Origin of the sequence: Massilia genomosp. 1 (assembly GCF_011682185.1) — a bacterium.
Lineage (GTDB): Bacteria > Pseudomonadota > Gammaproteobacteria > Burkholderiales > Burkholderiaceae_D > Telluria_A > Telluria_A rubra.
On the sequence record NZ_WHJF01000034.1, the window covers coordinates 24,399 to 49,628 of the forward strand.

A 25,230-nucleotide genomic window follows, 5' to 3' on the forward strand; every position below is an offset into this window, starting at 1 on the left:
TCGGCCTGCTCAACGCCCTGGCCACCTTGCCGGCCACCCGCAGCGCACTTGAGCAGGCGTCGCAGGAACTGAAGCTGCGCCTGGAATAAGCAGGCATGACCGGCCCTGTGCAACGCAGGCCCGGTCGCTTGGCTACCACTTGCACCCGCTATCCTTCTTGTCGAGCAGGAGGAGGAGCGGAGCGAGCAATCCGCCCGGAATCCCATCTTTGCAGTTGGACCGCCTGGCCTGGGCGATCACGCGGGCCGCCTTGGTGTCGGTGGCATACGGCTTGGGCGGAATCTGCGCCACGGCCATGCCGGCGCGGGCCGGGTCCGGCTTGGTGGCGATCTCGCGCGCAAACTTGCGGGCCGCGTCCGGATCGAACTGCGGCGTGCCCGACGGCGGCGCCACCGTGAACGCTTCCGGCGCATGCGCTTGCGTCTCCGGCAAGGCAATCACATCGGGCGCGGCGATACTCTCCGCTGGCGCTGGCCGTGTACTTGCCGTTGGCGACGCTGTCGCCGGTTCCGCTTCCGCTGTTTTCTTCCTTTGCGTGTTTACTGCCTGCTTCGGTTTGAATGCTGGCGTCGGTTTGATCTCAGGCTGAACCTGCGGCGTCGGCTCAGGCAGCACCTCGGGCGTCGGTGCGGGGCGCGCGCGCAAGGTCACCGTCAGCGCTTCGCGCGGCTGGCCGGCATCGTCCCGCCACGGCGGCGCCAGCCCCAGCCCCTGCCGGTACCCGAACAGCAGCAGCCCATGCAAGGCGATCGACACCGCGATGCCGGCGCCAATCCGCAGCAAAACGCGGTCGTTGATGGTTGGACTGTGGGCGGATGCGTAAAAATTCATCTATTTCGAAGAAAAATGCGAAAAAATCATACTGACCCTTGACCAAGTGTATTCCCTCCGCTATGATTCTTGTCCTCGGAGTGTGGCGCAGCCCGGTAGCGCACCTGGTTTGGGACCAGGGGGTCCAAGGTTCGAATCCTTGTACTCCGACCATGAATTGATATGCAGGCTGATGAAGAACACCTCATCAGCCTGTCATACTCCCCCGGCAGCATATCTTCCAGCAACATCATTCTCCTTCCCAGTAGTCGACCGATTGGCCAATGTGGCCTACTGTCCGTTGTGGCAAGGTGTTTGCACCGCCGCCCGCACCCTGCAGCAGTGTCGCATACTTCCCGGAATCGGGAAACTCCACCACTTCCGGCGACTGGTTCGTGCTCAGCGCGAGATAGCGCAACTCCCCCTCCCCTGTATTGATAATCTGATGTGCCGTTTCCTGCCCACCGGCCGGACAGGCAACAATATCGCCCTGCCGCAGCGGATAGCTGGCGACGCCGATCCTGACCGTTCCACACCCTTGGACAACGATGAACACCTCTTCGTTCACCCGGTGGTGATGAAAAGGGAAGGCGCGCTTGCCGGGCGAGAGCACCGTCAGGTTGCAGCCCAGCGCGCGCATGCCGATCAGTTCGCCAATCATCGCGATACGCGGCGCGAACCGTTCTGCGGCCGCGCCGGTGGGCGCGTACTGCGGCGGCATGTCTTGCGGCGTCAACTGGTCGAGATTGATGACGGGATGGGGCATGGCGGTCTCCTTTGCTTGATTGATCGGTCATTATAGGAGTGCTGCCCGGGAAGAAAAACAGCGGCAACCGTAATACACTGTCAAATTGCATTGACAATCGATCTCCCATTTATGCTGAACCTGAACCGGCTGCAAATGTTCGTCGCCATCGTCGAGACCGGCTCGTTCACCAAGGCTGCGGCCAGGCTGGACGTCACCAAGGCCATGCTGAGCTTCAACCTGAAGCAGCTCGAAGGCGAGCTCGGCGTGTCGCTGCTGACGCGCACCACGCGCCGCATCGCGCTCACCGATGCGGGCCAGCGCTTCTTCGACAGTTGCGTGCAGGTGCTCTCGCAAGCGGAAGCGGCCATCGACGCGGCGCGCAGCAGCCACGCGGCGCTGACGGGGACTTTGCGCGTGACCTCGACCGCCGAATACGGCGCGCACATGGTGGTGCCGGCGCTGGCCGCGTTCGCGCGCGAGCATGCGGGTTTGAAGGTGGATTTTTCGGCCTCGCCGGGATTGGCCGACCTGGTGTCGGACCGGTTCGACCTGGCGCTGCGTTTGGGCAGCCTGCGCGACTCGACCTATCGGGCCGCGCTGATGGAGCGCTTGGCCACCGTGCCGGTCGCCAGTGTCGCGTATGTGGCGCGCCACGGGGCGCCCGAGACGCCGCAGCAGCTGGCGGCGCTCGACGGCATCTTCCACGCGCGTTTTGAAGGGGCCTTAAGCTGGACGCACACGGCCAGCGGCGCGATCGTCGCCACCACGCATCCACGCCAGCGCATCGTCACCGACAACGCGGCCGGCATGCGCAGCTTTGCGCTGGCCGGTGCGGGCGTGGCGATTTTGCCGGAGTGGCTGGTGAGGGAGGACGTGGCTGCGGGCCGTTTGCTGCGGCTACTGCCCGCGTATGCGCTGCCGGAACAGGGCGTGTACGCGGTTTATCCAAATACGCGCCATCTGCCGGTCAAGGTGGGGATGTTCATTGCCTTTTTGCGCAATTTCATGGGTCGTGAAATCTTATAGAAACCATTACCCAATGAGCCGTCGTCCCCGCGCAGGCGGGGACGACGGATTCACAGTTAGAGGTTCTGAACGGTTACCCGGCCCGCTTCGCCGCAATCGCATTCCCCGCACGGCTCGACCCCTTGCGTCCCAGGTGCTGCGAAATGAACTGCCCCGCATCGACCACCATATCGAGATCGATCCCGGTTTCAATCCCCAGCCCCTGCATCAGATACAGCACATCCTCGGTCGCCACGTTCCCGGTCGCGCCCTTGGCGTACGGGCAGCCGCCCAGGCCCGACACCGACGAATGAAAGATCGACACGCCCACTTCCAGGCTGGCGTAGATATTCGCCAGCGCCTGCCCGTACGTATCATGAAAGTGTCCGCAGATCCGGTCCAGGTGAAACTCCTGGGCCGCGCGCAGCATCACCGCCTGCGTCTTGCGCGCGGTCGAGACCCCAATCGTGTCGGCGATGTCGATCTCGTCGCACCCCAGCTCGCGCATGCGGCCCACCACGTCGGCCACGGCGTCGAGCGAGACCTCGCCCTGGTACGGACAGCCGAACGCGCAGCTGATGCTGCCACGCAGGCGCAGGCCGTGTTCCTTGGCCGCCCTGGCCACGCTCTCGAAGCGCGCAATCGACTCGGCGATCGAGCAGTTGATGTTCTTTTGCGAGAACGCCTCCGAGGCCGACCCGAAAATCACCACTTCATCGGCCTTGGCCGCCAGCGCCGCGTCAAAACCCTGCATGTTGGGCGTGAGCGCCGAATACATGGCGCCCGCGCGGCGCGTGATCCCGGCCATCACCTCGGTGCTGGTCGCCATCTGCGGCACCCATTTGGGCGACACGAACGACGCCGCTTCGATATTCGCAAAGCCGGCGCGCGATAGGCGGTCGACCAGCTCGATCTTGACGGCGGCGGACACCGACTCTTTTTCGTTTTGCAGGCCGTCGCGCGGCCCCACTTCGACAATCTTGACTTGTTGCGGCAGGGTGCTCATGGCGGTTCCTTGTTCGAATATTGGTACATGCGCGCTTAATACCCGCGTGCCCGGTCGACCACGTCGGCCACGGCTTCGCCGCGTTCGAGCGCGCCGATCTTGCCGGCGATCTGCGCCACGCTTTCGCTGCGCAAGGTCAGGGCCGAGATATGCGGCGTGATGGTAATGCGCGGCTCGTCCCAGAACGGGTGCGGCCCCGGCAGCGGCTCGTTGCGGAACACATCGAGCGTGGCGCCGGCGATATGGCCCGACTTGATCAAGGTCAGCAAATCCGGTTCGGCCAGATGCGCGCCGCGCGCCACATTGACCACATACGCCCCTTCGGGCAGCTTGGACAGCTTGGCGCGCGTCAGCAGGTTGGTGGTGTCGGGCGTGAGCGGCAGCATGCACACCAGCACCCGCGTGCCGCGCAAGAATTCATCGAGGCCGTCTTCGCCGGCAAAGCAGGTGACGCCATCGATCTCCTTGTGGCCGCGGCTCCATCCGCGCAGCGGAAAACCGAACTGGGCCAGCGAGTCGAGCACGCGCCGCCCCAGCATTCCCATGCCCATCACGCCGATCGTGAACTGCGCCTTGTCGAACTGCGGCAGCGGCGCCCACAGGCCACGGCGCGCCTGGCGTTCGTATTCGTCGAAACGGCGGTAGTAGCGCAGCACCGCGTGCGCCACGTATTCGGCCATCTGGAGCGCCATGCCGGCGTCGCCCAGGCGGATGATCGGCACCGGCGGCAGCGCGTCGCCGAACTTGAGAATGGCGTCCACGCCGGCGCCAGTCAGGAAGATCGCCTTGACCTTGGCCAACTGGTCGAGCAGCGCCGCCGGCGGCGACCACAGGACCGCGTAATCGCAAGGCGCGCACGGCACGCCCTCCTGCCAGAGCACCACCTCGGCTTGCGGCAGCACGCTGGCGAAATCGCGGACCCACGGCTCGGTAACGCCATCGGCCCGATGTAGAAGAATGCGCATGCTTGTCTCCACTATGCTTTTCTGTTTTGTTTTTATGCAGCCTTGAATGCCAACAGCGGGGCGCCGTCGGCGACCTGGTCTCCTACCTGGTACAAGATTTCTTCAACCAGCCCGTCGCCTGGTGCGCCGATGGTATGTTCCATCTTCATCGCTTCCATGATGACGAGCGGATCGCCCTTCTTGACTTGCTGTCCTTTGGTGGCCAGTACCGCCACCACTTTGCCCGGCATCGGCGCGGTCAGGCGCCCGCCTGCGGCTTCGGCCTCGCCGGCGTGCGCCATCGGGTCGTTATAGACCAGCACAAAGTGCCGTCCGCCGGTGAACACGTGAAAGGTGTCGCCGTCACGCCGCACGGCGCCGTGAATCGACGTCGCCCCGAGCTTGATCGACAGTTCCGCGCCAGCGTGCATGGTCACCGCCAGATCGGCGTCGATGCCATTGACCGACAAATCCCAGCCATGTGGGCGGTAGGTCAGGCCAACCTGGTAGGCCTTGCTTTCTTTCGCCGCCGAATACTCGTCGGTGAACGCGAGCTGGCGCTGGTAGGCGCTGTTCAGGCGCCAGCCGAGCGCATTGCCCCACGGGTCGGCCACGTTGTGCGACTGGCCGATCGAGGCCTGCTTCTCGGCTCCGATCAAGGCCACCGCGGCCAACGCCAGCGCGCCGACGGGCGCCGCTTTTGGTGCCGGGAACAGGGTATCGGCATTGCGTTCGATCAGGCCCGTGTCCAGGTCGGCCGTCGCAAACGCGGCGCCTTCGACCAGGCGCTTGAGGAAGGCGATATTCGTGGCCAGGCCGACGATCCGGAACTCGGCCAGCGCCTGCGACATGCGCGCCAGCGCCTGCGTGCGGTCCGCACCCCAGACAATCAGCTTGGCGATCATCGGATCGTAATACGGCGAGATGGCGTCGCCCTCGCGCACGCCCGAATCGATGCGCACCGGCGCCGGCGAGCCACCCGCCGTTCCGCCCAGTTCGAAACTGACCGCGCTTGGGGTATCCATATGGCGCAAGGTGCCGATCGACGGCAGGAAGCCCTTTTCGGGATTCTCGGCATAGATGCGCGCTTCAATCGCGTGGCCGTGGATGCCCAGCTCCATCTGCGTTTTCGGCAGCGCCTGGCCGTTGGCCACGCGCAGCTGCCACTCCACCAGATCGGTCCCGGTGATCATTTCGGTCACGGGGTGCTCGACCTGCAGGCGCGTGTTCATTTCCATGAAGTAGAACGAACCATCCTGGTTGGCGATGAATTCGACCGTGCCCGCACCCACATAGCCGACCGCGCGCGCGGCAGCGACCGCGGCCTCGCCCATGGCGGCGCGGCGCTCAAGCGACATGCCCGGCGCCGGCGCTTCTTCCAGCACCTTCTGGTGGCGCCGCTGCACCGAGCAATCGCGCTCGTGCAGGTAGACGCAATTGCCGTGGGTGTCGGCGAACACCTGGATTTCGATGTGGCGTGGACGCAGCAGGTATTTTTCGGCGAGGACCCTGTCGTCCCCGAAAGAGCTGATCGCTTCGCGCTTGCACGAAGCCAGCGCCGCCTTGAAGTCTTCCGGTTTTTCGATCACGCGCATGCCCTTGCCGCCACCGCCGGCACTGGCTTTCAGCAGCACCGGGTAACCGATGCGGTCGCCCTGCTTCTGCAAGAAGTCCGGGTCCTGCTCATCGCCGTGATAACCGGGCACCAGCGGCACGTTGGCCTTTTCCATCAGCGACTTGGCGGCCGACTTGGAACCCATCGCACGCATGGCCGAACCCGGCGGGCCAATGAACACCAGGCCGACTTCGGCGCAGGCATCGGCGAAGTCCGCATTCTCCGACAAAAAGCCGTAGCCGGGGTGGATCGCTTCGGCGCCGGTGGCCAGCGCCACGGCGATGATCGTGTCGCCGCACAGATAGCTCTCCTTGGCGGCGGCGGGGCCGATCAGCACAGCTTCATCGCATACCGCGACATGCTTGGCGTTCGCGTCGGCCTCGGAGTACACGGCGACAGTCCTGATGCCCATGCGGCGCGCGGTAGCGGCTACACGGCAAGCGATTTCGCCACGGTTGGCGATGAGGATTTTTGTGAACATGCGTTGATCTCGATCGATTGTTATTCTAGGTTGTTGGGATCAGCCGCCGCAGCTGGCCTTGGGCGCCGATTCCAGCGTCGATGCGCGCGTCACCAGGCCCAGTTTGGCCAGCAGCACGCGGTCGTCTTCGGCTTCCGGGTTGTCGGTGGTGAGCAGCTTGTCGCCATAGAAAATCGAATTTGCGCCAGCCAGGAAGCACATCGCCTGCACCGCTTCGCCCATCTGGCGGCGGCCCGCCGACAAGCGCACGCGCGCTTCCGGCATGGTGATGCGGGCCACCGCGATGGTGCGCACGAATTCGAACGGGTCGAGCGGGTCCATGCCGTGCAGCGGCGTACCTTCGACCTGCACCAGGTGATTGACCGGCACCGATTCCGGGTACGGGTTCAGGTTCGCCAGTTGCGCGATCAGGCCGGCGCGCTGCAGGCGCGATTCGCCCATGCCGACGATGCCGCCGCAGCAGACCTTCAGGCCGGCGCTGCGCACGCGGCCCAAGGTATCGAGGCGGTCCTGGTATTCGCGGGTCGAGATCACGTTGCTGTAGAACTCGGGCGCCGTATCCAGATTGTGGTTGTAGTAGTCCAGGCCAGCTTCTTTCAGGCGATCGGCCTGGCCTTCTTCGAGCATGCCGAGGGTGGCGCAGGTTTCCAGGCCCAGGGCCTTGACTTCACGCACCATCTCTTCGACTTTTTCCATGTCGCGCTCTTTCGGGCTGCGCCAGGCGGCGCCCATGCAAAAGCGCGTGGCGCCGTTGGCCTTGGCCTGGCGCGCGGCGTCCAGCACCGTCTCGATGCCGAGGATCTTCTTCGCTTCGACGCCGGTGTCGTAACGCGCCGCCTGCGGGCAGTAGCTGCAGTCTTCCTCGCAGCCGCCGGTCTTGATCGACAACAGCGTGGCCAGTTCGACGTCGCCCGCCGGGAACTGCTTGCGGTGTACCGTCTGGGCCTGGAACATCAGGTCATTGAAGGGCAGCTCGAACAGCGCCAGCACGTCCGCCAGCGGCCAGGTGGCCGTGTCAGGCAGGGTGATCGCGGCCGCGGGCGGATGGAAAGAGACAGCTTGGGTTTGGGACATCATGGTTCCTTCAGGTTCAGTCGCGCGCGGACGGCCAGCCAGGCAGCCCCGCGAAATCAATAAATTTGGCCGCTTCGGCAGCCGTCGGCTGCTCGAGGTAGGGGATGCGCCCCAGGAGGCGCGCCGGAATGCGTTCGGCCAGCGCCTCGACATTCTCGTCGGCGAATTGCATGTCCGGGTCGATCTCGTTGACCACCCAGCCGGCCAGCACCAGGCCGCGCGCGATAATCGCTTCGACCGTCAGCAGCGCGTGGCTGATGCAGCCAAGGCGCAGACCCACCACCAGGATCACCGGCAGGTTGAGTTGTTCGGCCAGTTGGGCGCTGTCGAAAAGGTCCGAGAACGGCACCCGGAAGCCGCCCACGCCCTCGACCACCACGGCGTCCGAGGCGGCCGCGATTTCGGCATAGGCGGCGATGATCGGCACCGGCTCGATGGTCACGCCATCGAGTTTGGCGGCGATGTGCGGCGCGCAGGCTGCGCGCAGCATGTAGGGGGTGGTGATGTTGACCGGCAGGTGTACGCTGCTTTCGGCGACCAGCATGTCGGCGTCGTCGTTATGCAGTTCGCCGTCGCGCTCGGTGGCGCCGGCGGCCACCGGCTTCATGCCGCAGGCGCGCACGCCCCCGGCCACCAGCGTGTGCAGGATCGCGGCCGAGACCAGGGTCTTGCCGATCTCGGTGTCGGTGCCGGTCACGAAGCAGCAAAAGCGGAACGGCAGGCCTTCGGCCGCCAGCGACGGCTGCGGCTCGGCCACCAGCACGGCTTCGGCGTCCGGCGCCGGTTCGGTCACCACGGGTACGATGGGATCATTGAGGCTCATCTCACGTCCTTTCCAGGTCGTTGAGCACAGCGGCGAGCTGCGCGACTTCTTCATGCGTGTGCGCGGCCGACAGGGTCACGCGCAGGCGCGCAGTCCCTTCGGGCACGGTCGGAGGTCGGATCGCCGGCACCCACAGGCCGTGGCCATGCAGGCCGGCGCCGATGCGCAGGACTTCTTCGTTGGTGCCGATCACAATTGCCTGGATCGCGGTGTGTGACGGCACGCGCTGCCAGCGTTTCAGGTCGATCTGTTGGTCGAAAGCGGCAATCAGGGACGCCAGGTGCGCGCGGCGCGAAGCGCCTTCGTCGCCGCCGATGATGTCGATGCTGCTCAAGAGCGCGTGCGCCAGCGCCGGCGGCGCGGCGGTGGTGTAGATGTAAGGCCGGCCGCGCTGGATCATCAGTTCGATCACGCTGGCATGCGCCGCCACGAAGGCGCCGCCGACGCCGGCCGCCTTGCCCAAGGTGCCCATGTAGACGATGTTCGGGGAGCGCAGCTTGAAGTGTTCGAGCGCGCCGCGCCCGTGCGCGCCCAGCACCCCGAAGCCGTGGGCGTCGTCGATCACCAGCCAGGCGTCGTGCTGCTCGCACAAGGCCAGCAGTTCGGGCAAGGGTGCGATGTCGCCATCCATGCTGAAGACGCTGTCGGTCACCACCAGCTTGGCGGTGGCGTTGCTGGCGGCGAGCATGGCGCCCAGGGCCGCCAGGTTCGCGTGCGGATACACCTTGACCGAAGCGCGCGCCAATCTGGCGCCGTCGATCAGCGAGGCGTGGTTCAGCGACTCCGAGAAAATCTGGGCGTCCCCATCGGCGCCGAGCGCGGTCAGGATCGCCAGGTTGGCCATGTAGCCGGTGCAAAAGCTCAGCGCGCGCGCCGATTCCAGGTGCGGGCCGACGAAGTCGGCCAGCCGATCTTCCAGCCGCTGGTGCGCCACGCTGTGGCCCGAGATCAGATGCGAGGCGCCGCTGCCGGCGCCGTACAGGTCCGCCCCTTCGCGCAGGGCGTCGATGACGCGCGGGTGCGCGGCCAGGCCCAGGTAGTCGTTGCTGGCAAAGGCCAGCAGCGCGCGCCCGCCGACCATCAGGCGCGGCTTGCAGGGCGTTTCCACCACGCGCCGTTCGCGCGTCAGGCTTTGCTCGTCCAGCTGGCGTAGCTGGCCCTCGATTGCGTCAATCAATTTCATCGGTCAGCTCGCGATCACGGTGTCGAACACGGCGCGGGTGCGCTCGGCCAGGCCATCGCTTTCCTCGTCGCTGAGGATATACGGCGGCATCAGGTACACGGTGCGGCCGATGGGGCGCAGCAGCAGTTCGTTTTCCAGCGCGCTGGCAAAGAAGCGGCGCGAAAAGGTGGCGGCGCGGGCGGCGTCGGGTTCCACCGCATCGAACGCCCAGATCATGCCGCGCTGGCGGAAATTGCGCACGCGGTCATGTTCCGCCAGCGGCGCCAGCGCCATCGTCAGGCGCGTGGCGCGTGCGCGGTTGCGGTTCAATACATCGTCATCCTGGAAGATCTGCAGGGTCGCCAGCGCCGCGCGGCAGGCCAGCGGATTGCCGGTGTACGAGTGCGAATGCAAAAAGCCGCGCCTGACATCTTCGCTGTAGAAGGCCTGGTACACCTCGTCGCGCGTGAGCACCAGGGACAGCGGCAGGTAGCCGCCGCTGATGCCTTTAGAGAGGCACAGGAAGTCGGGCCAGATGGCGGCCTGCTCGCAGGCGAAAAAGGTGCCGGTGCGTCCGCAGCCGACCGCGATTTCGTCGAGGATCATGTGTACCTGGAAGCGGTCGCACAGTTCGCGCACCAGCGTCAGATAAAGCGGGTCGTGCATCGCCATGCCGGTTGCGCACTGCACCAGCGGTTCGATGATGATGGCGGCGATGTGGCCGGCGCGTTCTTCGAACAGCCTTTCCACGTCGTCGGCGGCGCGGCGCGCCACGTCCTGCGCGCTTTCGCCTTCCTGCGCGTTGCGCGCGTCCGGCGACGCCACCACGCGCGCGGCGCGCAGCAGCGGGCCGTACGCATCCTTGAACAGGGCAACATCGGTCACGGCCAGCGCGCCGATGGTTTCGCCGTGGTAGCTGCCCTGCAGGCAGACGAATTCCTGCTTGTCGGACAGGCCCGCGTTGCGCCACGCATGAAAACTCATTTTCAGCGCGATTTCGACCGCCGAGGCGCCGTCCGACGCGTAGAACGCGTGGCCGAGCACCTTGCCGGTCATCTCGGACAACTGCTCCGACAGGCGCACCACCGGTTCGTGCGTGAAGCCGGCCAGCATGGCGTGCTCGAGCCGGTCCAGCTGGTCCTTCAGGGCCGCGTTGATGACCGGGTTGGCGTGGCCGAACAGGTTGACCCACCACGAACTGATGGCATCCATGTAGCGCTTGCCCTCATGGTCGTACAGCCAGGCGCCGCGCCCGTGGCTGACCGGGATCAAAGGCACACTGTTTTCACCATGCGCGTGATGCTGCATCTGTGTGCATGGGTGCCACACGCTGCGCAGGCTGCGCGCTACCCAATCCTGGGACATGTCCGCCATCGCCTTAGACCAGCCACGAAGGCTTGCGTTTTTCGAGGAAGGAGGCCACGCCTTCGCGGCCTTCGTCGGACGCGCGCACCTTGGCGATGCGTTCGGCGGTGTCGACCACCATGGCCGCGTCGACCGCCTTGCCGGTAATCTCGCGCACCAGCACCTTGGCTTCGTACACGGCGTTCGGGCTGCTGGTGACAAGCGCGTTGACGATCGCCGCCACATGCGCGTCGAGCGCGTCGGCCTGCACGATATCGTGTACGAAGCCGATGCGGTGCGCTTCCTGGGCGCTGAATTTTTCGGCCGTGAGGAAGTAGCGGCGCGCCGCGTTCTCGCCCATGGCGCGGATCACGTACGGCGAAATGGTGGCCGGGATCAGGCCCAGTTTCACTTCGGACAGGCAGAAGCTGGCGCTGCCCACGGAGACCGCGATGTCGCACGCGGCCACCAGGCCCATGCCGCCGGCGTAGCAGTCGCCCTGGATCTTGGCGACCACCGGTTTCGGGCACAGGTAGATCGCGCGCAGCATCTCGGCCAGCTTGGACGCGTCCTCGCTGTTTTCGGCGTGCGAGTAGCCGGCCATTTTTTTCATCCAGTTCAGGTCCGCGCCGGCGCAAAAGGCCGGGCCGTTCGCATCGAGCACGATGGCGCGGATATCGTCGCTGCGGCCCAGTTCATCGAAGGCCAGCGACAGTTCGGCGATGGTGATTTCGTTGAAGGCGTTGCGCACGTCCGGGCGGTTCAGGGTGACGGTGGCGACCTTGCCGGCGATGGCAACGGCGAGTGTTTGATATTGCATACTGTTCCTTTACATGCGGAAGACGCCGAACTTCGTGTCCGGGATCTCCGCGTTGAGGGCGGCCGACAGGCCCAGGCCGAGCACCATGCGGGTATCGGCCGGATCGATCACGCCATCGTCCCACAGGCGCGCGGTGGCGTAGTAAGGGTGGCCCTGGTGTTCGTACTGGTCCTTGATCGGCTGCTTGAAGGCGGCTTCTTCGTCAAGCGACCACTGGCCGCCCTTGCCCTCGATGCCATCGCGCTTGACCGTGGCCAGCACCGACGCGGCCTGGTCGCCGCCCATCACCGAGATGCGCGCGTTGGGCCACATCCACAGGAAGCGCGGCGAGAACGCACGGCCGCACATGCCGTAATTGCCGGCGCCGAAGCTGCCGCCGATGATGACCGTGAACTTCGGCACCGCCGCCGTGGCGACCGCCGTGACCATCTTGGCGCCGTTGCGGGCGATGCCCTCGTTTTCGTATTTGCGCCCAACCATGAAGCCGGTGATATTTTGCAGGAACACCAGCGGGATCTTGCGCTGGCAGCACAGCTCGATGAAGTGCGTGCCCTTCAAGGCCGACTCCGAAAACAGGATGCCGTTGTTGGCGATGATGCCGACCTTGACGCCGTAGATATGGGCGAAGCCGCAAATGAGGGTGGTGCCGTAGCGCGCCTTGAATTCGTCGAAGTCGCTGCCATCGACGATGCGGGCGATGACTTCGCGCACGTCGAACGGTTTGCGGGTATCGACCGGAATGACGCCGTACAGTTCTTCGGACGCGTATTTGGGTTCGACGGATTCGCGCAGCGCCATCTGGGCCGGCTTGACCCGGTTCAGGTTCGACACGATCGTGCGCGCCAGCGACAGCGCATGCAGGTCGTTCTGCGCCAGGTGATCGACCACGCCGGACAGGCGCGTGTGGACGTCGCCGCCGCCCAGGTCTTCGGCCGTGACCACTTCGCCGGTGGCCGCTTTCACCAGCGGCGGGCCGCCCAGGAAAATGGTGCCCTGTTCCTTGACGATGATCGACTCGTCGCTCATGGCCGGCACGTAGGCGCCGCCGGCGGTGCAGGAACCCATGACGACGGCGATCTGCGGGATGCCCTTGGCCGACAGATTGGCCTGGTTGAAGAAGATGCGGCCGAAATGGTCGCGGTCGGGGAACACGTCGTCCTGGTTCGGCAGGTTGGCGCCGCCCGAGTCGACCAGGTAGATGCAGGGCAGCTTGTTCTGGTCGGCGATTTCCTGCGCGCGCAGGTGCTTCTTGACCGTCATCGGATAGTAGGTGCCGCCCTTGACGGTGGCATCGTTACAGACGATCACGCACTCCTGGCCCGATACGCGGCCGATGCCGGTGATGATGCCGGCGGCCGGCGCGGCGCCGTCGTACATGTCGTACGCGGCCAGTTGCGACAATTCGAGGAAGGGCGTGCCGGGATCGAGCAGCATCTGCACGCGGTCGCGCGGCAGCAGCTTGCCGCGCGCGACATGCTTGGCGCTGGCGGCGTCGCCACCGCCGGCGGCGGCTGCCGTGACCTTGGCGCGCAGGTCGTCGACGATGCGTTGCATGGCCGCGGCGTTGGCCTTGAAGTCGTCGCTGCGCGGATTGAGTTTGCTGTCGATGTGGGGCATTGCGATCCTTTTTTAGTCCGGGAAACTGCCGTCCAGGTAGTACCAGCGCGCCACGCCATCGTGGGTCTCGCGAACGAAACGGCTCACTTCGTGCAGGCGGTGCGCACGCCCGCCAATCTTGTAGCGGGCGACGAATTCTACGGTATCGGCGTCCGGCGATTCTAGCAGGTTTGCTTGACGTTTACGTAAACGTAAAGCAGATTTAATCTCCAGTCCCAGCCAGCGGGTTTGCTCGTTTTCGCCGACGATGGGATCGGCCGGCACGGTGTTCGGGTGCCAGGTGGCGCGCAGGTAGGCTTCATTGCCCAGGGTGTAGGCGCTGTAGCGCGAGCGCATCAGGGTTTCGGCCGTCGGCGGCACGGCCTCGCCCGCCAGGAAAGGGGCGCAGCAAGTGGCGAAGGTGGCGCCGCCGCAGGGGCAGGTGGAGGGAGAAGGCATGTTGGTTTGCAAAAACGGAATCTTGCAATTATCCGCCATATTGCCGGCGGCGATGGGATGACGTGCGCCTTTGCGTGTGCACGCGCGCATCGCCCTGGCTCAGAAGAAGCGTATTGTATGCCGGCACTCTGTCGACCCACATTGTGGGACGCGCTTGGTTCCGCTTCCTTGTAACTTGCAGTTTGAAAGATTGTTATGCCAACTGGAAAATTCGAGTTGACGGTTTCCGATCCCGATCCTGCCGAGGATGCGGATGACGATCCTGAAGTCGATGCACTATGGGAGCACTTGCCATGAAAAAAACGACTCTGCGTAAAAATCGCTTTCCTGCTCAAGCACGTCAGGCGCCGCACATCTCGTCCAAGCGCAAACTCAGTGGAAAGCTGCGACGTTTCCACGACAATCCCAACGGCGCCAACGCCAGCTTGCGGGAGAGGTTGATGCGTCAATTGGATGACTCCGGCATTGCCGAGCTTCTGGCTGCGACCGTGGGCCGCCCAACCCCGCCGGAAGCGCAGGCTTTGTACGACCATATCGACGCCGTGAAGGCGGGCAAGGCGACCTGGGATGAGCTTGAAAAACCATTCGTCAACGCGGCCGCTCAAGCGCGCAATCCAAGCCCCTCCAGGCTGACCGGCGGCGCCTCTCCCCGCATCACAGCGGCCAATATGCTGGCCGACCCGCACGCAAACGTGAACCCCAGCGGCCCGTGCCCCACGTTCAGCCACAGATTGCTCAAAGGCGTGGCCCCGATGATCGGCGCGCTGCCGGGCGTGGCCGGACGCAGCCCCGCCCAGGCGCTGACCTGCCCGTAATCGGCAGCCTGCGGCATCGTCGCGCGCGCCTGGCGCAGCAGGCCCGCGATCCGCCCCGCGTCGAGCGAAGCATCCTCGCCCACCAGGTCGACCATGGCCGCCACCCGCAACTGCCCGCCGATGCGCGCGTACAGCACCTTGCGCTCGAAGTCGGTCACGCTGATGTCCGGCGCCACGTCCCCGGGCCGGACCGGCGCGGACAGGCTGTAGCCCTTGAGCGGATACAGCGGCAGGTACATGCCCGCCGTGGCCGCCAGGGTACGGCTGCGGATGCCCGCCGCCAGCACGAAGTCATCAAACGCCAGCATGCCGGTGCTGGTATCGAGCCAGCGCACCTTGCCGCGCTCGACCACGAAGCCGCGTGCGTCGCCGCGCACCACCCCGCGAAAACGCGGATGCGTGCGCAGGCGCTGCCCCAGCCCCACGCAAAACGCATGGCAGTCCGCCACCGCTTCGCCGCGATTGAACATGCCGCCGGCCAGCACCGCCTGCGCCGCCGCCAGCGCCGGTTCGCGCGCCACGCACTCGGCCGCCGACAGCACCTCGCCGCCCGCAGCTAGCCGCGCCGCCGCGTCGAAGGCCCTGGGCGAGCGGTACACCACCAGCTTGCCCGCCTCGCGCCAGGCGAACTCTTCTTTAGGCAGGATGCCGTCCAGCCGTTCCATCGCCGTGCGGCTCAGTTCGCCCAGTTGAAGCAGGCGCGTCGTGGTGCGGCGGTGCGTGCCGGCATTGCAATGCGCCAGGAACTGCGCCAGCCAGCGCCACTGGCGGCGGTCGGCCTCGGGCCGGAAGCGCAGCGGACCATCTTTTTGCAACAGCCAGCGCAGCGCCTTGAGCGGCACCCCGGCGTCGGCGAACGGCGCCACGTAGCGATAACTGAGCTGGCCGCCGTTGCGAAAACTCGCGCCCGCGCCAAGTTCGGCGCTCGCTTCGAGCAGGGTCACGCCGAAGCCGGCCTCGGCCAGCCACCAGGCGGACGCCAGTCCCACTACCCCGCCGCCGATCACGATCACCTCGCGCATGCCGCCCCGTCCTTCGTTGTACTCATCGCACCAGCTTACGCACAGGGCGCCGCCTGCGCCAATGAATCTTGCGGCCGCACCCATAACCGCCGCTCATGAGTCTTGTCGATGAAATAAGAACTCTGGCGCCTGTGGCGGCACGGCATAAAATTTCCGGCGCGGCGCGGGAGCCGGCCACCCAATCAGGCTAGAATGTACGACCAGCGCCACACTATTTTGCCGCCAGCTATAAGGTGCTGATATGCGCGCGGTGAATAATTTCATACTGGCGCATACTGACCGGCAGCGGCATTGCGACTACACTATCGCGCGCGCCGGCATGACGGAGCAGCACAGGACCATGACCATGAGCGGAACCGTAATGAGCACTACCCACACCGATTTCAAGGTCGATTCGAACGACAATTCCCCGCTGTACATGCAAGTGGCGCGCAAGCTGATCCAGGATGTGCGCGACGGGCGCTACCAGGTCGACCAGGCGCTGCCGTCCGAACGGCTGCTGTCCGAGCAGCTCGACGTCTCGCGCGTGACCGCCCGCAAGGCCATCGACCAGCTGGTCGAGCAGGGCCTGGTGGTGCGCCGCCGCGGCTCCGGCAACTACGTGGCGCCGCGCATCGAGCAGCCGCTGTCGAACCTGTCGAGCTTTTCCGAACAGTTGCAGCAGCGCGGCTACCGTCCCGGTTCCCAGTGGCTCAGCCGCTCGCTGGTGGTCGCCTCCGCCGACGAGCAACTGAGCCTGGGCCTGTCGCCGAACGCCCGTGTGGCCCGCCTCGAACGCCTGCGCCTGGCCGACGACGTGGTCATGGCCTACGAGGTGAGCGTGATTCCCGCCAGCGTGCTGCCCAGGCCCGAGGCGGTCGGCAATTCCCTGTACGAGCACCTGGCCACCACCGGCCACACCCCGGTGCGCGCGCTGCAGCACATCCGCGCCATGAACGCCGGCGCCGTCCTGGCCGGCCAGCTCGGCGTGCCGGAAGGCCAGGCCGTGCTGTACATCACGCGCGTGGGCTACCTGGAATCGGGCCAGGCGGTCGAGCTGACCCATTCGTATTGCCGCAGCGACCATTACGACTTCGTGGCGGAGATGCGGCGCGTCGCCTGATGCGATTCTTTTCATACTGAACGCTAGTCCTTTGGCATTACACTGGCCGCATCCCAGCATCCCGGAGTGGCCATGTTGAATACCGAAACGCCCGATGGCCAGCATGCGGCCCTCGACCAGTATCCGACCGCCGACCTGGTCAACGCCCTGGTCGACGACCAGTTCAATGCCGTGCGCGCGGTGCGGGCGGCCTCAGGCCAGATCGCCGCCGCCGTCACGGCCGCCCTGCCGCGCATCGAGGCCGGCGGGCGCCTGATGTATGTGGGCGCCGGCACCTCCGGCCGCCTCGGCATGCTCGACAGCGTCGAACTGTACCCCACCTTTTCCTGGCCGCACGAACGTGCGCTGGCGCTGCTGGCCGGCGGCATCGACGCCATGTTTGTCGCCGTCGAAGGCGCCGAGGACGACAGCGCCCAGGGCGCGGCCGACCTGTGCGCCTTCAATCCCGGACGCGACGACGTGGTGCTGCTGCTGGCCGCCTCCGGCGCCACCCCCTACGTGCTGGGCGCGCTGCAAGCGGCCACCGACGCCGGCGCGCTCACGGTCGGCTTCGCCAACAATCCGGACGCGCCCGTGGTGCGCGGCGCCCAGATCGGCATCACGCTCGACACCGGTCCCGAAGTCATTTCCGGCAGCACCCGTTTAAAGGCCGGCACCTCGCAGAAAATCGCCCTCAACACCTTTTCAAGCGCCCTGATGGTGCGTTTACACAAGGTCTACGGCAACCTGATGGTAGACTTGAAACCAAGCAATGCCAAGCTGGTGCTGCGCGCGGTCCGCCTGACGATGTTTGCCACTGGCGCCGACGAGGCCGCCGCCCGCGCGGTGCTGGAACAATGCGATTTCCATGTCAAGGTCGCCATCGTGGCCCTGACCAAAAAAACCAGTATCGGCCAGGCCAGGGCCTTGCTAGAGCGCGCGCGCGGCAGCGTGCGCGACGCACTGGCCGCTTGAGCCCATCCCGTGACCTGCGCGGCCCGGCGCCAGCGGTCCGCCCTGCCTGCATGATCACGAAAGAATAATACGAACCGCGATGCAAACTGCGATGCAAACCAAGCAAGACAGAAGCCCCTGGCTGTGGGTGCCTTCCCTGTATTTCGGCCAGGCCATTCCCTACGTGGTGGTGATGACCCTGTCGGTCCTGATGTACAAGGAGCGCGGCGTCAGCAACAGCGACATCGCCTTTTACACGAGCTGGCTGTACCTGCCCTGGGTCATCAAGCCGCTTTGGTCACCGCTGGTGGACATGGTGCGCACCAAGCGCTGGTGGATCATTTCGATGGAGCTGCTGATCGGCGCCGCGCTGGCTGCGGTCGGCTTCACCATGCACCTGCCGGGCTGGTTCCAGCTCAGCCTGGCGGTGCTGTGGGTGATGGCTTTCTGTTCCGCCACCCACGACATCGCGGCCGACGGCTTTTATATGCTGGGCCTGAAGCAGCACCAGCAAGCCGCCTTCGTCGGCGTGCGCAGCACCTTTTACCGGATCGCCACCCTCGCCGGCGGCGCCGCCATGGCCGGGCTGGCCGGCAGGCTGGCCAAACGTACCGGCGATGTCGGCTTTGCCTGGTCGGTCGTGTTCTTCGTGCTGGCGGCATTGTTTATCGCGCTGTTCGCCTACCACAGCCGTGCCCTGGTGCGTCCGGCGGAAGACAAGACGGTGACCGGCGAAAACCGACTGAAGGAATTTGTCGCTACCTTCGTCTCCTTTTTCCGCAAGCGCGATATCTGGCTGATCCTCGGTTTCATCCTCACCTTCCGCCTGGGCGAGTCGCAATTGCTGAAGCTGGCGCTTCCCTTCATGCGCGACCCCGTTCCCAAAGGCGGGCTGGGCATGTCGGTCGAAGATATCGGTACGGTCTACGGAGGCATCGGCGTGGTTGCGCTGACCTTGGGCGGGCTGCTCGGCGGCTACCTCATTTCACGCCACGGCTTGAAACGCTGCCTGTGGCTGATGGTATTTGCGGTGCATATTCCCGACATTGTTTTTGTGTACCTGGCTACCGTCCAGCCGCAAAACATTGTGCTGGTCGCGTCCAGCATCGCGTTCGAACAGTTTGGCTACGGCTTCGGTTTCACCGCCATGCTCCTGTACATGATCATGGTCTCGGAAGGCGAACATAAAACCGCCCACTACGCCCTCTGCACCGGGCTGATGGCGCTTGGCATGATGGTGCCGGGCATGTTCAGCGGCAAGATCCAGGAATACCTGGGCTACCAGCACTTCTTCATCTACGTCTGCCTGATGACCATTCCCGCCTTCATCATGGCGGCGCTGGTGAAGATCGATCCTGAATTCGGCAAGAAGACCGAGCAATGACGGCCCCAGCCCGCCTCGCCTCGCTGGACGCCTTCCGCGGTTTCACCATCGCGGCCATGACCCTGGTGAACAATCCGGGCGACTGGAGCCATCTGTATTCCCAGCTGGCGCATGCGCACTGGCACGGCTGGACCTTCACCGACTGGATTTTTCCGTTTTTCCTGTTCATCGGTGGGGTCTCGATGGCGTTTTCGCTGGGCCGCCTGGCCGCCGACGGGGCCGACAAGCCGGCCCTGCTGCGCAAACTGGCGCTACGCGCCGGCATCATTTTCCTGATCGGCCTGGCGCTGAACCTGATTCCGGGGTTCGACTTGTCCACCGTGCGCATCCCCGGCGTGCTGCAACGGATCGCCATCTGCACCCTGCTGGCCGCGCCCATCGTGCTGTATTTCAGCTGGCGCCAGCAAGTGCTGTGGATTATCGGCCTGCTGGCGCTCTACAGCGTGCTGATGCTGTGGGTGCCGGTGCCGGGCATCGGCGCCGGCGTGCTCGAACCGGGCCAGGACTTCGGCGCTTACCTCGACCGCCTGCTGCTGGACGGCCACCTGTGGCCGCAGTCCAAAACCTGGGACCCGGAAGGCTTGCTCTCGACCATTCCCGCCCTGTGCAGCGAGCTGCTGGGCGTGCTGGCGGGGCGCTGGCTGTTGTCCGGCCACTCGCGCACCGAACAGACCGTCTGGATGCTGCTGGCCGGCCTGGCGCTGCTGTGGACCGGTGCCATGCTCGACGTGATCCTGATGCCGATCAACAAAAGCCTGTGGACACCCTCGTTCTGCCTGTTCATGACCGGTTGGGCGCTGATCGTGTTTTCCAGTTTTTACTGGCTGCTCGACGCCAATCCGCACGCCGCCATCCGCGGCAAGGCGGCGCGCTGGAGCACGCCGCTCATCATTTACGGCATGAATGCGCTGTTCATCTTCGCCTTTTCCGGGCTGGTGTCTAAAATGCTGGGTTTTATCGCGCCCGGCGGCGTGCCCCTGGCGGCGCGCCTGTATGCACAGGTGACGGCGCTTGGCGTGTCGCCTGTCAACAGCTCTTTGCTTTATGCTCTGCTGTTTAATGCGGCAATGTTCTTGATCGCATGGACCATGTGGCGCAAGAAGTGGTTTGTAAAAGTTTAAATTGGGGAATGGTTTGCAGCCGAACAGGACAAGACGCGCATTTGCGCGAGCAGGGGTAGCCGGCGCCATCGCGCTGAGCGGCTTGATGACAGCGTGTACCACGGACAAGCCGGTGGCGCCGGGCGGGGCATATGGCGTGGCGCCCAGCCCGGCCACCATCCAGGGCGGCAGCGAGACCGTGCCGCCGGTGGCCCCGCGCGAGTTTCGCGCCGCCTGGGTCTCGACGGTGGCCAATATCGACTGGCCCTCGCGCGCCAACCTGTCGGCCGAGAAACAGCAGGCCGAGGCCATCGCCATCCTCGACCGCGCCAAGGCGATGAACCTGAACGCCATCGTGCTGCAGGTGCGTCCGAGCGCCGACGCCATCTATCCATCCAAGCTGGAGCCGTGGACCGAGTACCTGAGCGGCACCCAGGGCCAGGCCCCCCAGCCCTGGTACGACCCGCTCAAGTTCTGGGTGACCCAAGCCCACGCGCGCGGGCTGGAATTGCACGCCTGGTTCAACCCCTACCGCGCGCGCCACGCCACCGCCAAGTCGGCGCCCGCGCACGATCATATTTCGAAGGCCAATCCAGCCGCCGTGAAAGCCTACGGGCGCTTTTTGTGGATGGACCCGGGCGAAGAATCGGCGTCGAAACACACGCTCGACGTGATCCTCGACGTGGTGCGCCGCTACGACATCGACGGCGTCCACCTGGACGACTATTTTTATCCGTACCCGATCGAAGCGCCCGGCGCCAGCGGCGCGGAAACGGCCGCGCTCGACGGCGCCTACGTGCCCAAGGCCGAGCTGGAGTTTCCCGACCAGCCGGCCTGGCAGCGCTATTTGCTTTCCGGCGGCAAGCTCGAGCGTGCCGACTGGCGGCGCCAGAACGTCAACAAGCTGATCGAAGCGATGTACAGCGGCGTCCACCGCGAGAAAAGCTGGGTGCGGGTCGGCATCAGCCCGTTCGGCATCGGCCGGCCGGACCGCCGTCCGAAAGGCATCGTCGGCTTCAGCCAGTACGACAAGCTCTATGCCGACGCCGAGCTGTGGCTCGCCAACGGCTGGCTCGATTACCTGTCGCCGCAGCTGTACTGGTCGATTGCCCAGCCGCCGCAAGCCTACGACGTGCTGCTCGACTACTGGGTGGCGCAGAACGGCAAGCGGCGCCACATCTGGCCGGGCTTGTTCACCAGCCGCATCGGCGCCGCCACCAAGGGTTTTCCGGCCAGGGAAATCGTGCAACAGATCGGCGTCACGCGCAGCCGCGCGGGCGCCGGCGGCCACGTGCATTTCAGCATGGTGGCGCTGATGGAAAACCGCCAGGGCCTGAGCGACCAGCTCAAGGCCGGCCACTACATTGCCCCGGCGCTGGTGCCGGCTTCCCCATGGCTGGGCAACGACACGCCCGGCGTGCCGACGGTAACGGCGCGGCGCGAGGGCAATGGCGTGGCGCTCAAGCTCACGGCCGGCAAGTCGAACGCGCAGTACGCGATCTGGTCGCGCCACGGCGGCGAATGGCGCTTTGCCGTGGTGCCCGCTTCGCGTGCCGACTGGACCGTGCCGGACGACCTCAAGCACGGCCCTGCCAGCGCCGTGTTCGTCAGCGCGGTCGACCGCCTCGGTAACGAAAGCGAACGCGTTCCGGTCCTCAAGCCATGAGTGGACTCGGCCTCGGCATCGACGCCGGCGGCACCTGCACGCGCTGGGCGCTGGCGGGGCCGGATGGCGCCATCGTGGCCGAGGGCGAGCTGGCCGGCTTGTCGGCCTTGCAGATGGGCAGTAGCGACGGCCGCGCCAGCGTGCAAGCCAGTTTTGCCGCGCTGGCCGCCGCGGTGCTGGTCCACGGCCAGCCGCGGGCAGTGCGCGCCGGCTTGACCGGTTTCGGCGGCGATGGCGCCCAGTTGCGGCAATGGCTGGCCGCGCCGCTCGGCTTGGCGCCCGGCGCGGTGCTGCTGAGCAGCGATATCGAAATCGCTTACCTGGCCAGTTTTGCGCCGGGCCAAGGTTACCTGGTGTACGCCGGCACCGGCTCGATCGGCGCCTTTATCGATGCCGATGGCGTATTTCAGCGTGCCGGCGGACGCGGCGTGATCCTGGACGACGGCGGCGGCGGTTTCTGGATCGCGCGCGAGGCGCTGCGCCACATCTGGCGCAACGAGGATGAAGAACCGGGCCGCTGGCGCGCCTCGCCGATGGCGCAGGCCATGTTTGCGCAGATTGGCGGCGACGATTGGGCGCTGTCGCGCCAGTTCATGTATGGACAGGAGCGCGGCGCGGTCGGGCGGCTGGCGCTGGCGGTGGCCGCCAGTGCCGAGGCCGATCCGGTCGCGGCCGCGATGTTGCGAGAAGCGGGACGCGAACTGGCGCGCCTGGCGCGGGCCTTGACGGCGCGTTTTGGCGCGCGTCCGGTGGTGCTGGCCGGCCGCGCCGCCACGCTGCATCCGCTGATTGTGAACACGATGCGCGCCGAGTTGCCGGATACGATAAGCTTGACGCAAACGACAGCCCGCGCTCATCATGCAGCGGCGCGTTTAGCCGCCACCCCCGTCGTTCCCGCGCAGGCGGGAACCCAAGTTCGTAGCGCAGCCAGCAACTGAGCGTGAAACTTGGATTCCCGCCTTGGCGCGGGAACGACGGAGGGAACTTGAACTTTTACCTCCATATGACTAGCCGATGAAAACCCTGCTCGCCGCCCTCCTGATCGCCCTGCTCACCGGCTGCGCCACCGGCCCCGCCATCGACCACAGCTACTCGGCCAAGGGCCAGAGCAGCCGCGTCAAGTTCGTGGTCCTGCACTACACGGCCATCAACCTGCCGCAATCGATCAAGGTACTGAGCCAGCAAACGGTGAGCAGCCACTACCTGCTGACCGACGAAACGGTCCCCGTGGTCTACGGCCTGGTCGACGAAACGCGCCAGTCCAACCACGCCGGCGTATCGAACTGGAAAAACTACACCCTGCTCAACGGCAGCTCGATCGGCATCGAAATCGTCAACCCCGGCTTCACCGACTCCCCCAGCGGCCGCGTCTGGTATCCCTTCCCGCAAGCCCAGGTCGAGCGCCTGATCGTGCTGTTGCAAGACATCGTCAAGCGCCACAACATCCCGCCAGAAAACATCCTCGGCCACAGCGACATCGCCCCCCAGCGCAAGCAAGACCCCGGCCCGATGTTCCCCTGGGACCAGCTGGCCCGGCACGGCCTGGTGGCCTGGCCCGACGCCGCCAAAGTGGCCGCCGCGCGCCCCGTGTACGAGCTGATGCTGCCCGACGTCGCCTGGTTCCAGGCGCGCCTGGCCACGGTCGGCTACGCGGTGCCGCAGACCGGCCTGCTCGACGAAGCGACCCGCAACGTCATCGCCGCCTTCCAGATGAAATACCGCCCGGTCGCCATCGACGGCGCGCCGGACGCCGAAACGGCGGCCCTGCTCGATGCCCTGACGGCGCCCGCCATCAAGCCAGCGGCATAGGCACGCCCGCCATGCGCCTGCGCCACATCGAAGTCTTCCACGCCATCATGCAGGTGGGCACGATCAGCGGCGCGGCCCAGGTGCTGCACATTTCGCAGCCGGCCGTGACCAAGGTCTTGCAGCATTGCGAGCTGCAACTGGGCATGCCGCTGTTCGAGCGCGTGCGCGGCAAGCTCTATCGCAAGCCCGAGGCGCACCGCCTGTTCGCCGAAACCGAAAAACTGCACCGCGACCTGCAAGGCATCCGCCGCCTCGCCGCCAGCCTCAAGGGTGGCGCGGTCGACACCATCCGCCTTGTCGCCACGCCGACGATTGCCATCAGTGTGCTGCCGCAGGCCATGACGGTGTGGCGCAAGGCGTTTCCGCACACGCGTTGCGAGCTCGGCACGCACCACACCAGCGAGATCGTCCAGACCCTGCGCCTGGGCGAAGCCGACCTGGCCCTGTCGCTGCAAGACCCGCGCCACCCCGGCATCGTGGCCGAAGCGCTGGCCGGGGGCGTGATGACGGTCATTGCCCCGGCTGGCAGCTGGGACGAGCACGCGTGCGTCCATCCGGTGTTCCACACGGTGGTGCAGACTTACCAGATCGCCCGCTCGCTGGTCGAGGCGGGCGCCGGCATGGCGGTGGTCGATCCGTTCACGGCGGCGTCGGCGCAGGACGCCAGGGTGCAGCGGCGCGCCTGGACGCCGCCGATTCCCGTGCAGCTGTTTTTGCTCACCGCCAGCAACGCGCCGCTGTCGCACGGCGCCCGTGCCCTGGTCGCTTGCATCGGTGCGGCGGCGCGCCAATGCCTGACGCGTGGAGTGGCGCCATGATCGACGGCTTGCCGATTGAACAGCTAAGTCAATGCGCCGACTTCCGCCATCTGTCCAGCATCGGCAGGATTGCCGTCGACCTGCGCTACGCGGGCGTGGATAACTTCACCGGGCGCGACCTGTACTCGCCGTTCGATTGCGCCTGGCTGCATGTCGAGGCCGCTGCCGCGCTGGAACAAGTGGTGGCCTGGCTGGGGTCCCGCCGGCCCGGCTGCACCGCGCTGATCCTCGATGCGCTGCGCCCGCAGCGGGTGCAGGAAGCGCTGTGGGACGCGCTCGACGGCACCGGCCTGCGCATGTACCTGGCGCCGCCCGAGCGTGGTTCGATCCACTCGTTCGGCATGGCGCTCGACATCACCATTCTCGATGAGCACGGGCGCGAACTCGACATGGGCACGGGGTTTGACGACATGAGCGAACGTTCGCATCCGGCGCGTGAAGACGTGCTGCTGGCGCGCGGCGAGCTGACGCCGCTGCATGTGGAAAACCGGCAATTGCTGCGCGCCGCGATGGCGCAGGCCGGGTTTGCCGGCATCTCCAGCGAATGGTGGCATTTCGATTATGGCGAGCGCGACTGGGTGCGGCAAACCTTCCAGCGCGTGCTGTAATCAGGCAGGCAGGCGCGAGCGTAGGGGCGGCGCGGTCAGTTAGGTTCCAAGCTGAGAATGAATGAGCTGAAGTCGGCAGAAAACGT

The 25,230-nt window shown here is 65.9% G+C and carries 23 protein-coding genes and 1 tRNA gene; 11 read left to right on the forward strand and 13 right to left on the reverse strand.

Going from position 1 to position 25,230, the window contains the following annotated elements; genetic code table 11:
• Positions 1–132: 132 nt before the first annotated feature.
• Positions 133–831 carry a hypothetical protein gene (locus F1735_RS14900; RefSeq protein ID WP_167237663.1) on the reverse strand — a complete coding sequence of 233 codons (699 nt, stop codon included), beginning with the start codon at positions 829–831 and terminating at the stop codon, positions 133–135.
• Positions 832–907: 76 nt separating this feature from the next.
• On the opposite strand from F1735_RS14900, the gene F1735_RS14905 reads away from it, so the two are divergent.
• Positions 908–984 (forward strand) — tRNA-Pro (locus F1735_RS14905).
• A gap of 76 nt (positions 985–1,060) precedes the next feature.
• Here the strand turns inward: F1735_RS14905 and F1735_RS14910 are convergent.
• Positions 1,061–1,576 carry a cupin domain-containing protein gene (locus F1735_RS14910; protein ID WP_167237664.1) on the reverse strand — a complete coding sequence of 172 codons (516 nt, stop codon included), beginning with the start codon at positions 1,574–1,576 and terminating at the stop codon, positions 1,061–1,063.
• A 90-nt stretch (positions 1,577–1,666) separates the two neighbouring features.
• Between F1735_RS14910 and F1735_RS14915 the strand changes: the two genes are divergently transcribed.
• Positions 1,667–2,584: a LysR family transcriptional regulator gene (locus F1735_RS14915; protein ID WP_229505787.1), complete on the forward strand. Its 918-nt coding sequence runs from the start codon at positions 1,667–1,669 to the stop codon at positions 2,582–2,584.
• A gap of 73 nt (positions 2,585–2,657) precedes the next feature.
• Here F1735_RS14915 and F1735_RS14920 read toward each other — a convergent pair whose 3' ends face one another.
• From F1735_RS14920 to F1735_RS14970, 11 genes are all read right to left on the reverse strand, one after another.
• Positions 2,658–3,569 (reverse strand): hydroxymethylglutaryl-CoA lyase, encoded by a 912-nt coding sequence (locus F1735_RS14920; RefSeq protein WP_167237665.1) that lies wholly within the window; start codon positions 3,567–3,569, stop codon positions 2,658–2,660.
• Between the two features lie 35 nt (positions 3,570–3,604).
• Complete coding sequence (locus F1735_RS14925; RefSeq protein WP_167237666.1) at positions 3,605–4,534, reverse strand: 2-hydroxyacid dehydrogenase; 930 nt, start codon at positions 4,532–4,534, stop codon at positions 3,605–3,607.
• Positions 4,535–4,566: 32 nt separating this feature from the next.
• Positions 4,567–6,609, reverse strand: coding sequence for an acetyl/propionyl/methylcrotonyl-CoA carboxylase subunit alpha (locus F1735_RS14930; RefSeq protein WP_167237667.1), 2,043 nt, complete (start codon positions 6,607–6,609; stop codon positions 4,567–4,569).
• A 39-nt stretch (positions 6,610–6,648) separates the two neighbouring features.
• Positions 6,649–7,683 (reverse strand): biotin synthase BioB, encoded by a 1,035-nt coding sequence (gene bioB, locus F1735_RS14935; RefSeq protein ID WP_167237668.1) that lies wholly within the window; start codon positions 7,681–7,683, stop codon positions 6,649–6,651.
• A 16-nt stretch (positions 7,684–7,699) separates the two neighbouring features.
• The gene (gene bioD, locus F1735_RS14940; protein ID WP_167237669.1) at positions 7,700–8,506 is read right to left on the reverse strand and encodes a dethiobiotin synthase; all 807 of its coding nucleotides are present in this window, start codon (positions 8,504–8,506) and stop codon (positions 7,700–7,702) included.
• A 1-nt stretch (position 8,507) separates the two neighbouring features.
• Positions 8,508–9,689 carry an 8-amino-7-oxononanoate synthase gene (bioF, locus tag F1735_RS14945; RefSeq protein ID WP_167237670.1) on the reverse strand — a complete coding sequence of 394 codons (1,182 nt, stop codon included), beginning with the start codon at positions 9,687–9,689 and terminating at the stop codon, positions 8,508–8,510.
• 3 nt (positions 9,690–9,692) lie between these two features.
• Entirely contained in the window at positions 9,693–11,033 is a 1,341-nt protein-coding gene (gene bioA / locus F1735_RS14950; protein ID WP_229505788.1) for an adenosylmethionine--8-amino-7-oxononanoate transaminase, read from the reverse strand.
• A 13-nt stretch (positions 11,034–11,046) separates the two neighbouring features.
• Positions 11,047–11,832 (reverse strand): enoyl-CoA hydratase/isomerase family protein, encoded by a 786-nt coding sequence (locus F1735_RS14955; RefSeq protein ID WP_167237672.1) that lies wholly within the window; start codon positions 11,830–11,832, stop codon positions 11,047–11,049.
• Between the two features lie 9 nt (positions 11,833–11,841).
• Positions 11,842–13,449 carry a carboxyl transferase domain-containing protein gene (locus tag F1735_RS14960; protein ID WP_167237673.1) on the reverse strand — a complete coding sequence of 536 codons (1,608 nt, stop codon included), beginning with the start codon at positions 13,447–13,449 and terminating at the stop codon, positions 11,842–11,844.
• 12 nt (positions 13,450–13,461) lie between these two features.
• Positions 13,462–13,887, reverse strand: a complete 426-nt coding sequence (locus tag F1735_RS14965; protein ID WP_167237674.1) for a YchJ family protein — start codon at positions 13,885–13,887, stop codon at positions 13,462–13,464.
• A 601-nt stretch (positions 13,888–14,488) separates the two neighbouring features.
• On the reverse strand, positions 14,489–15,724 hold the full coding sequence (locus tag F1735_RS14970; RefSeq protein WP_167237675.1) for a D-amino acid dehydrogenase: 1,236 nt from the start codon (positions 15,722–15,724) through the stop codon (positions 14,489–14,491).
• Positions 15,725–16,085: 361 nt separating this feature from the next.
• Between F1735_RS14970 and F1735_RS14975 the strand changes: the two genes are divergently transcribed.
• The 9 genes from F1735_RS14975 to F1735_RS15015 all read left to right on the forward strand — a co-directional run bounded on the left by F1735_RS14975 (position 16,086) and on the right by F1735_RS15015 (position 25,144).
• Positions 16,086–16,826, forward strand: coding sequence for a GntR family transcriptional regulator (locus tag F1735_RS14975; protein WP_167237676.1), 741 nt, complete (start codon positions 16,086–16,088; stop codon positions 16,824–16,826).
• Positions 16,827–16,898: 72 nt separating this feature from the next.
• Positions 16,899–17,780 (forward strand): N-acetylmuramic acid 6-phosphate etherase, encoded by an 882-nt coding sequence (locus F1735_RS14980; RefSeq protein ID WP_167237677.1) that lies wholly within the window; start codon positions 16,899–16,901, stop codon positions 17,778–17,780.
• Between the two features lie 91 nt (positions 17,781–17,871).
• The gene (locus tag F1735_RS14985) at positions 17,872–19,143 is read left to right on the forward strand and encodes an MFS transporter (protein ID WP_167237678.1); all 1,272 of its coding nucleotides are present in this window, start codon (positions 17,872–17,874) and stop codon (positions 19,141–19,143) included.
• On the forward strand, positions 19,140–20,264 hold the full coding sequence (locus F1735_RS14990) for an acyltransferase family protein (protein WP_167237679.1): 1,125 nt from the start codon (positions 19,140–19,142) through the stop codon (positions 20,262–20,264). The genes F1735_RS14985 and F1735_RS14990 overlap by 4 nt, the downstream gene beginning before the upstream one ends.
• Before the next feature lie 85 nt (positions 20,265–20,349).
• The gene (locus tag F1735_RS14995; RefSeq protein WP_167237680.1) at positions 20,350–21,909 is read left to right on the forward strand and encodes a glycoside hydrolase family 10 protein; all 1,560 of its coding nucleotides are present in this window, start codon (positions 20,350–20,352) and stop codon (positions 21,907–21,909) included.
• Positions 21,906–22,847, forward strand: a complete 942-nt coding sequence (locus F1735_RS15000; protein ID WP_167237681.1) for an N-acetylglucosamine kinase — start codon at positions 21,906–21,908, stop codon at positions 22,845–22,847. The genes F1735_RS14995 and F1735_RS15000 overlap by 4 nt, the downstream gene beginning before the upstream one ends.
• Before the next feature lie 76 nt (positions 22,848–22,923).
• A complete protein-coding gene (locus F1735_RS15005) occupies positions 22,924–23,718 on the forward strand; it encodes an N-acetylmuramoyl-L-alanine amidase (RefSeq protein ID WP_167237682.1) in 795 nt (264 codons plus the stop codon).
• An 11-nt stretch (positions 23,719–23,729) separates the two neighbouring features.
• Positions 23,730–24,536 (forward strand): LysR family transcriptional regulator, encoded by an 807-nt coding sequence (locus tag F1735_RS15010; protein WP_167237683.1) that lies wholly within the window; start codon positions 23,730–23,732, stop codon positions 24,534–24,536.
• A complete protein-coding gene (locus F1735_RS15015) occupies positions 24,533–25,144 on the forward strand; it encodes a M15 family metallopeptidase (RefSeq protein ID WP_167237684.1) in 612 nt (203 codons plus the stop codon). Before F1735_RS15010 ends, F1735_RS15015 begins: the two co-directional genes overlap by 4 nt.
• Positions 25,145–25,230: the final 86 nt, after the last annotated feature.

Coding starts and splice junctions, on each gene's coding strand:
- F1735_RS14900 (WP_167237663.1), bottom strand. CDS start 831: ATGAATTTTTACGCATCCGCCCACAGTCCAACCATCAACGACCGCGTT.
- F1735_RS14910 (WP_167237664.1), bottom strand. CDS start 1,576: ATGCCCCATCCCGTCATCAATCTCGACCAGTTGACGCCGCAAGACATG.
- F1735_RS14920 (WP_167237665.1), bottom strand. CDS start 3,569: ATGAGCACCCTGCCGCAACAAGTCAAGATTGTCGAAGTGGGGCCGCGC.
- F1735_RS14925 (WP_167237666.1), bottom strand. CDS start 4,534: ATGCGCATTCTTCTACATCGGGCCGATGGCGTTACCGAGCCGTGGGTC.
- F1735_RS14930 (WP_167237667.1), bottom strand. CDS start 6,609: ATGTTCACAAAAATCCTCATCGCCAACCGTGGCGAAATCGCTTGCCGT.
- bioB (WP_167237668.1), bottom strand. CDS start 7,683: ATGTCCCAAACCCAAGCTGTCTCTTTCCATCCGCCCGCGGCCGCGATC.
- bioD (WP_167237669.1), bottom strand. CDS start 8,506: ATGAGCCTCAATGATCCCATCGTACCCGTGGTGACCGAACCGGCGCCG.
- bioF (WP_167237670.1), bottom strand. CDS start 9,689: ATGAAATTGATTGACGCAATCGAGGGCCAGCTACGCCAGCTGGACGAG.
- bioA (WP_229505788.1), bottom strand. CDS start 11,033: ATGTCCCAGGATTGGGTAGCGCGCAGCCTGCGCAGCGTGTGGCACCCA.
- F1735_RS14955 (WP_167237672.1), bottom strand. CDS start 11,832: ATGCAATATCAAACACTCGCCGTTGCCATCGCCGGCAAGGTCGCCACC.
- F1735_RS14960 (WP_167237673.1), bottom strand. CDS start 13,449: ATGCCCCACATCGACAGCAAACTCAATCCGCGCAGCGACGACTTCAAG.
- F1735_RS14965 (WP_167237674.1), bottom strand. CDS start 13,887: ATGCCTTCTCCCTCCACCTGCCCCTGCGGCGGCGCCACCTTCGCCACT.
- F1735_RS14970 (WP_167237675.1), bottom strand. CDS start 15,724: ATGCGCGAGGTGATCGTGATCGGCGGCGGGGTAGTGGGACTGGCGTCC.
- F1735_RS14975 (WP_167237676.1), top strand. CDS start 16,086: ATGAGCACTACCCACACCGATTTCAAGGTCGATTCGAACGACAATTCC.
- F1735_RS14980 (WP_167237677.1), top strand. CDS start 16,899: ATGTTGAATACCGAAACGCCCGATGGCCAGCATGCGGCCCTCGACCAG.
- F1735_RS14985 (WP_167237678.1), top strand. CDS start 17,872: ATGCAAACCAAGCAAGACAGAAGCCCCTGGCTGTGGGTGCCTTCCCTG.
- F1735_RS14990 (WP_167237679.1), top strand. CDS start 19,140: ATGACGGCCCCAGCCCGCCTCGCCTCGCTGGACGCCTTCCGCGGTTTC.
- F1735_RS14995 (WP_167237680.1), top strand. CDS start 20,350: ATGACAGCGTGTACCACGGACAAGCCGGTGGCGCCGGGCGGGGCATAT.
- F1735_RS15000 (WP_167237681.1), top strand. CDS start 21,906: ATGAGTGGACTCGGCCTCGGCATCGACGCCGGCGGCACCTGCACGCGC.
- F1735_RS15005 (WP_167237682.1), top strand. CDS start 22,924: ATGAAAACCCTGCTCGCCGCCCTCCTGATCGCCCTGCTCACCGGCTGC.
- F1735_RS15010 (WP_167237683.1), top strand. CDS start 23,730: ATGCGCCTGCGCCACATCGAAGTCTTCCACGCCATCATGCAGGTGGGC.
- F1735_RS15015 (WP_167237684.1), top strand. CDS start 24,533: ATGATCGACGGCTTGCCGATTGAACAGCTAAGTCAATGCGCCGACTTC.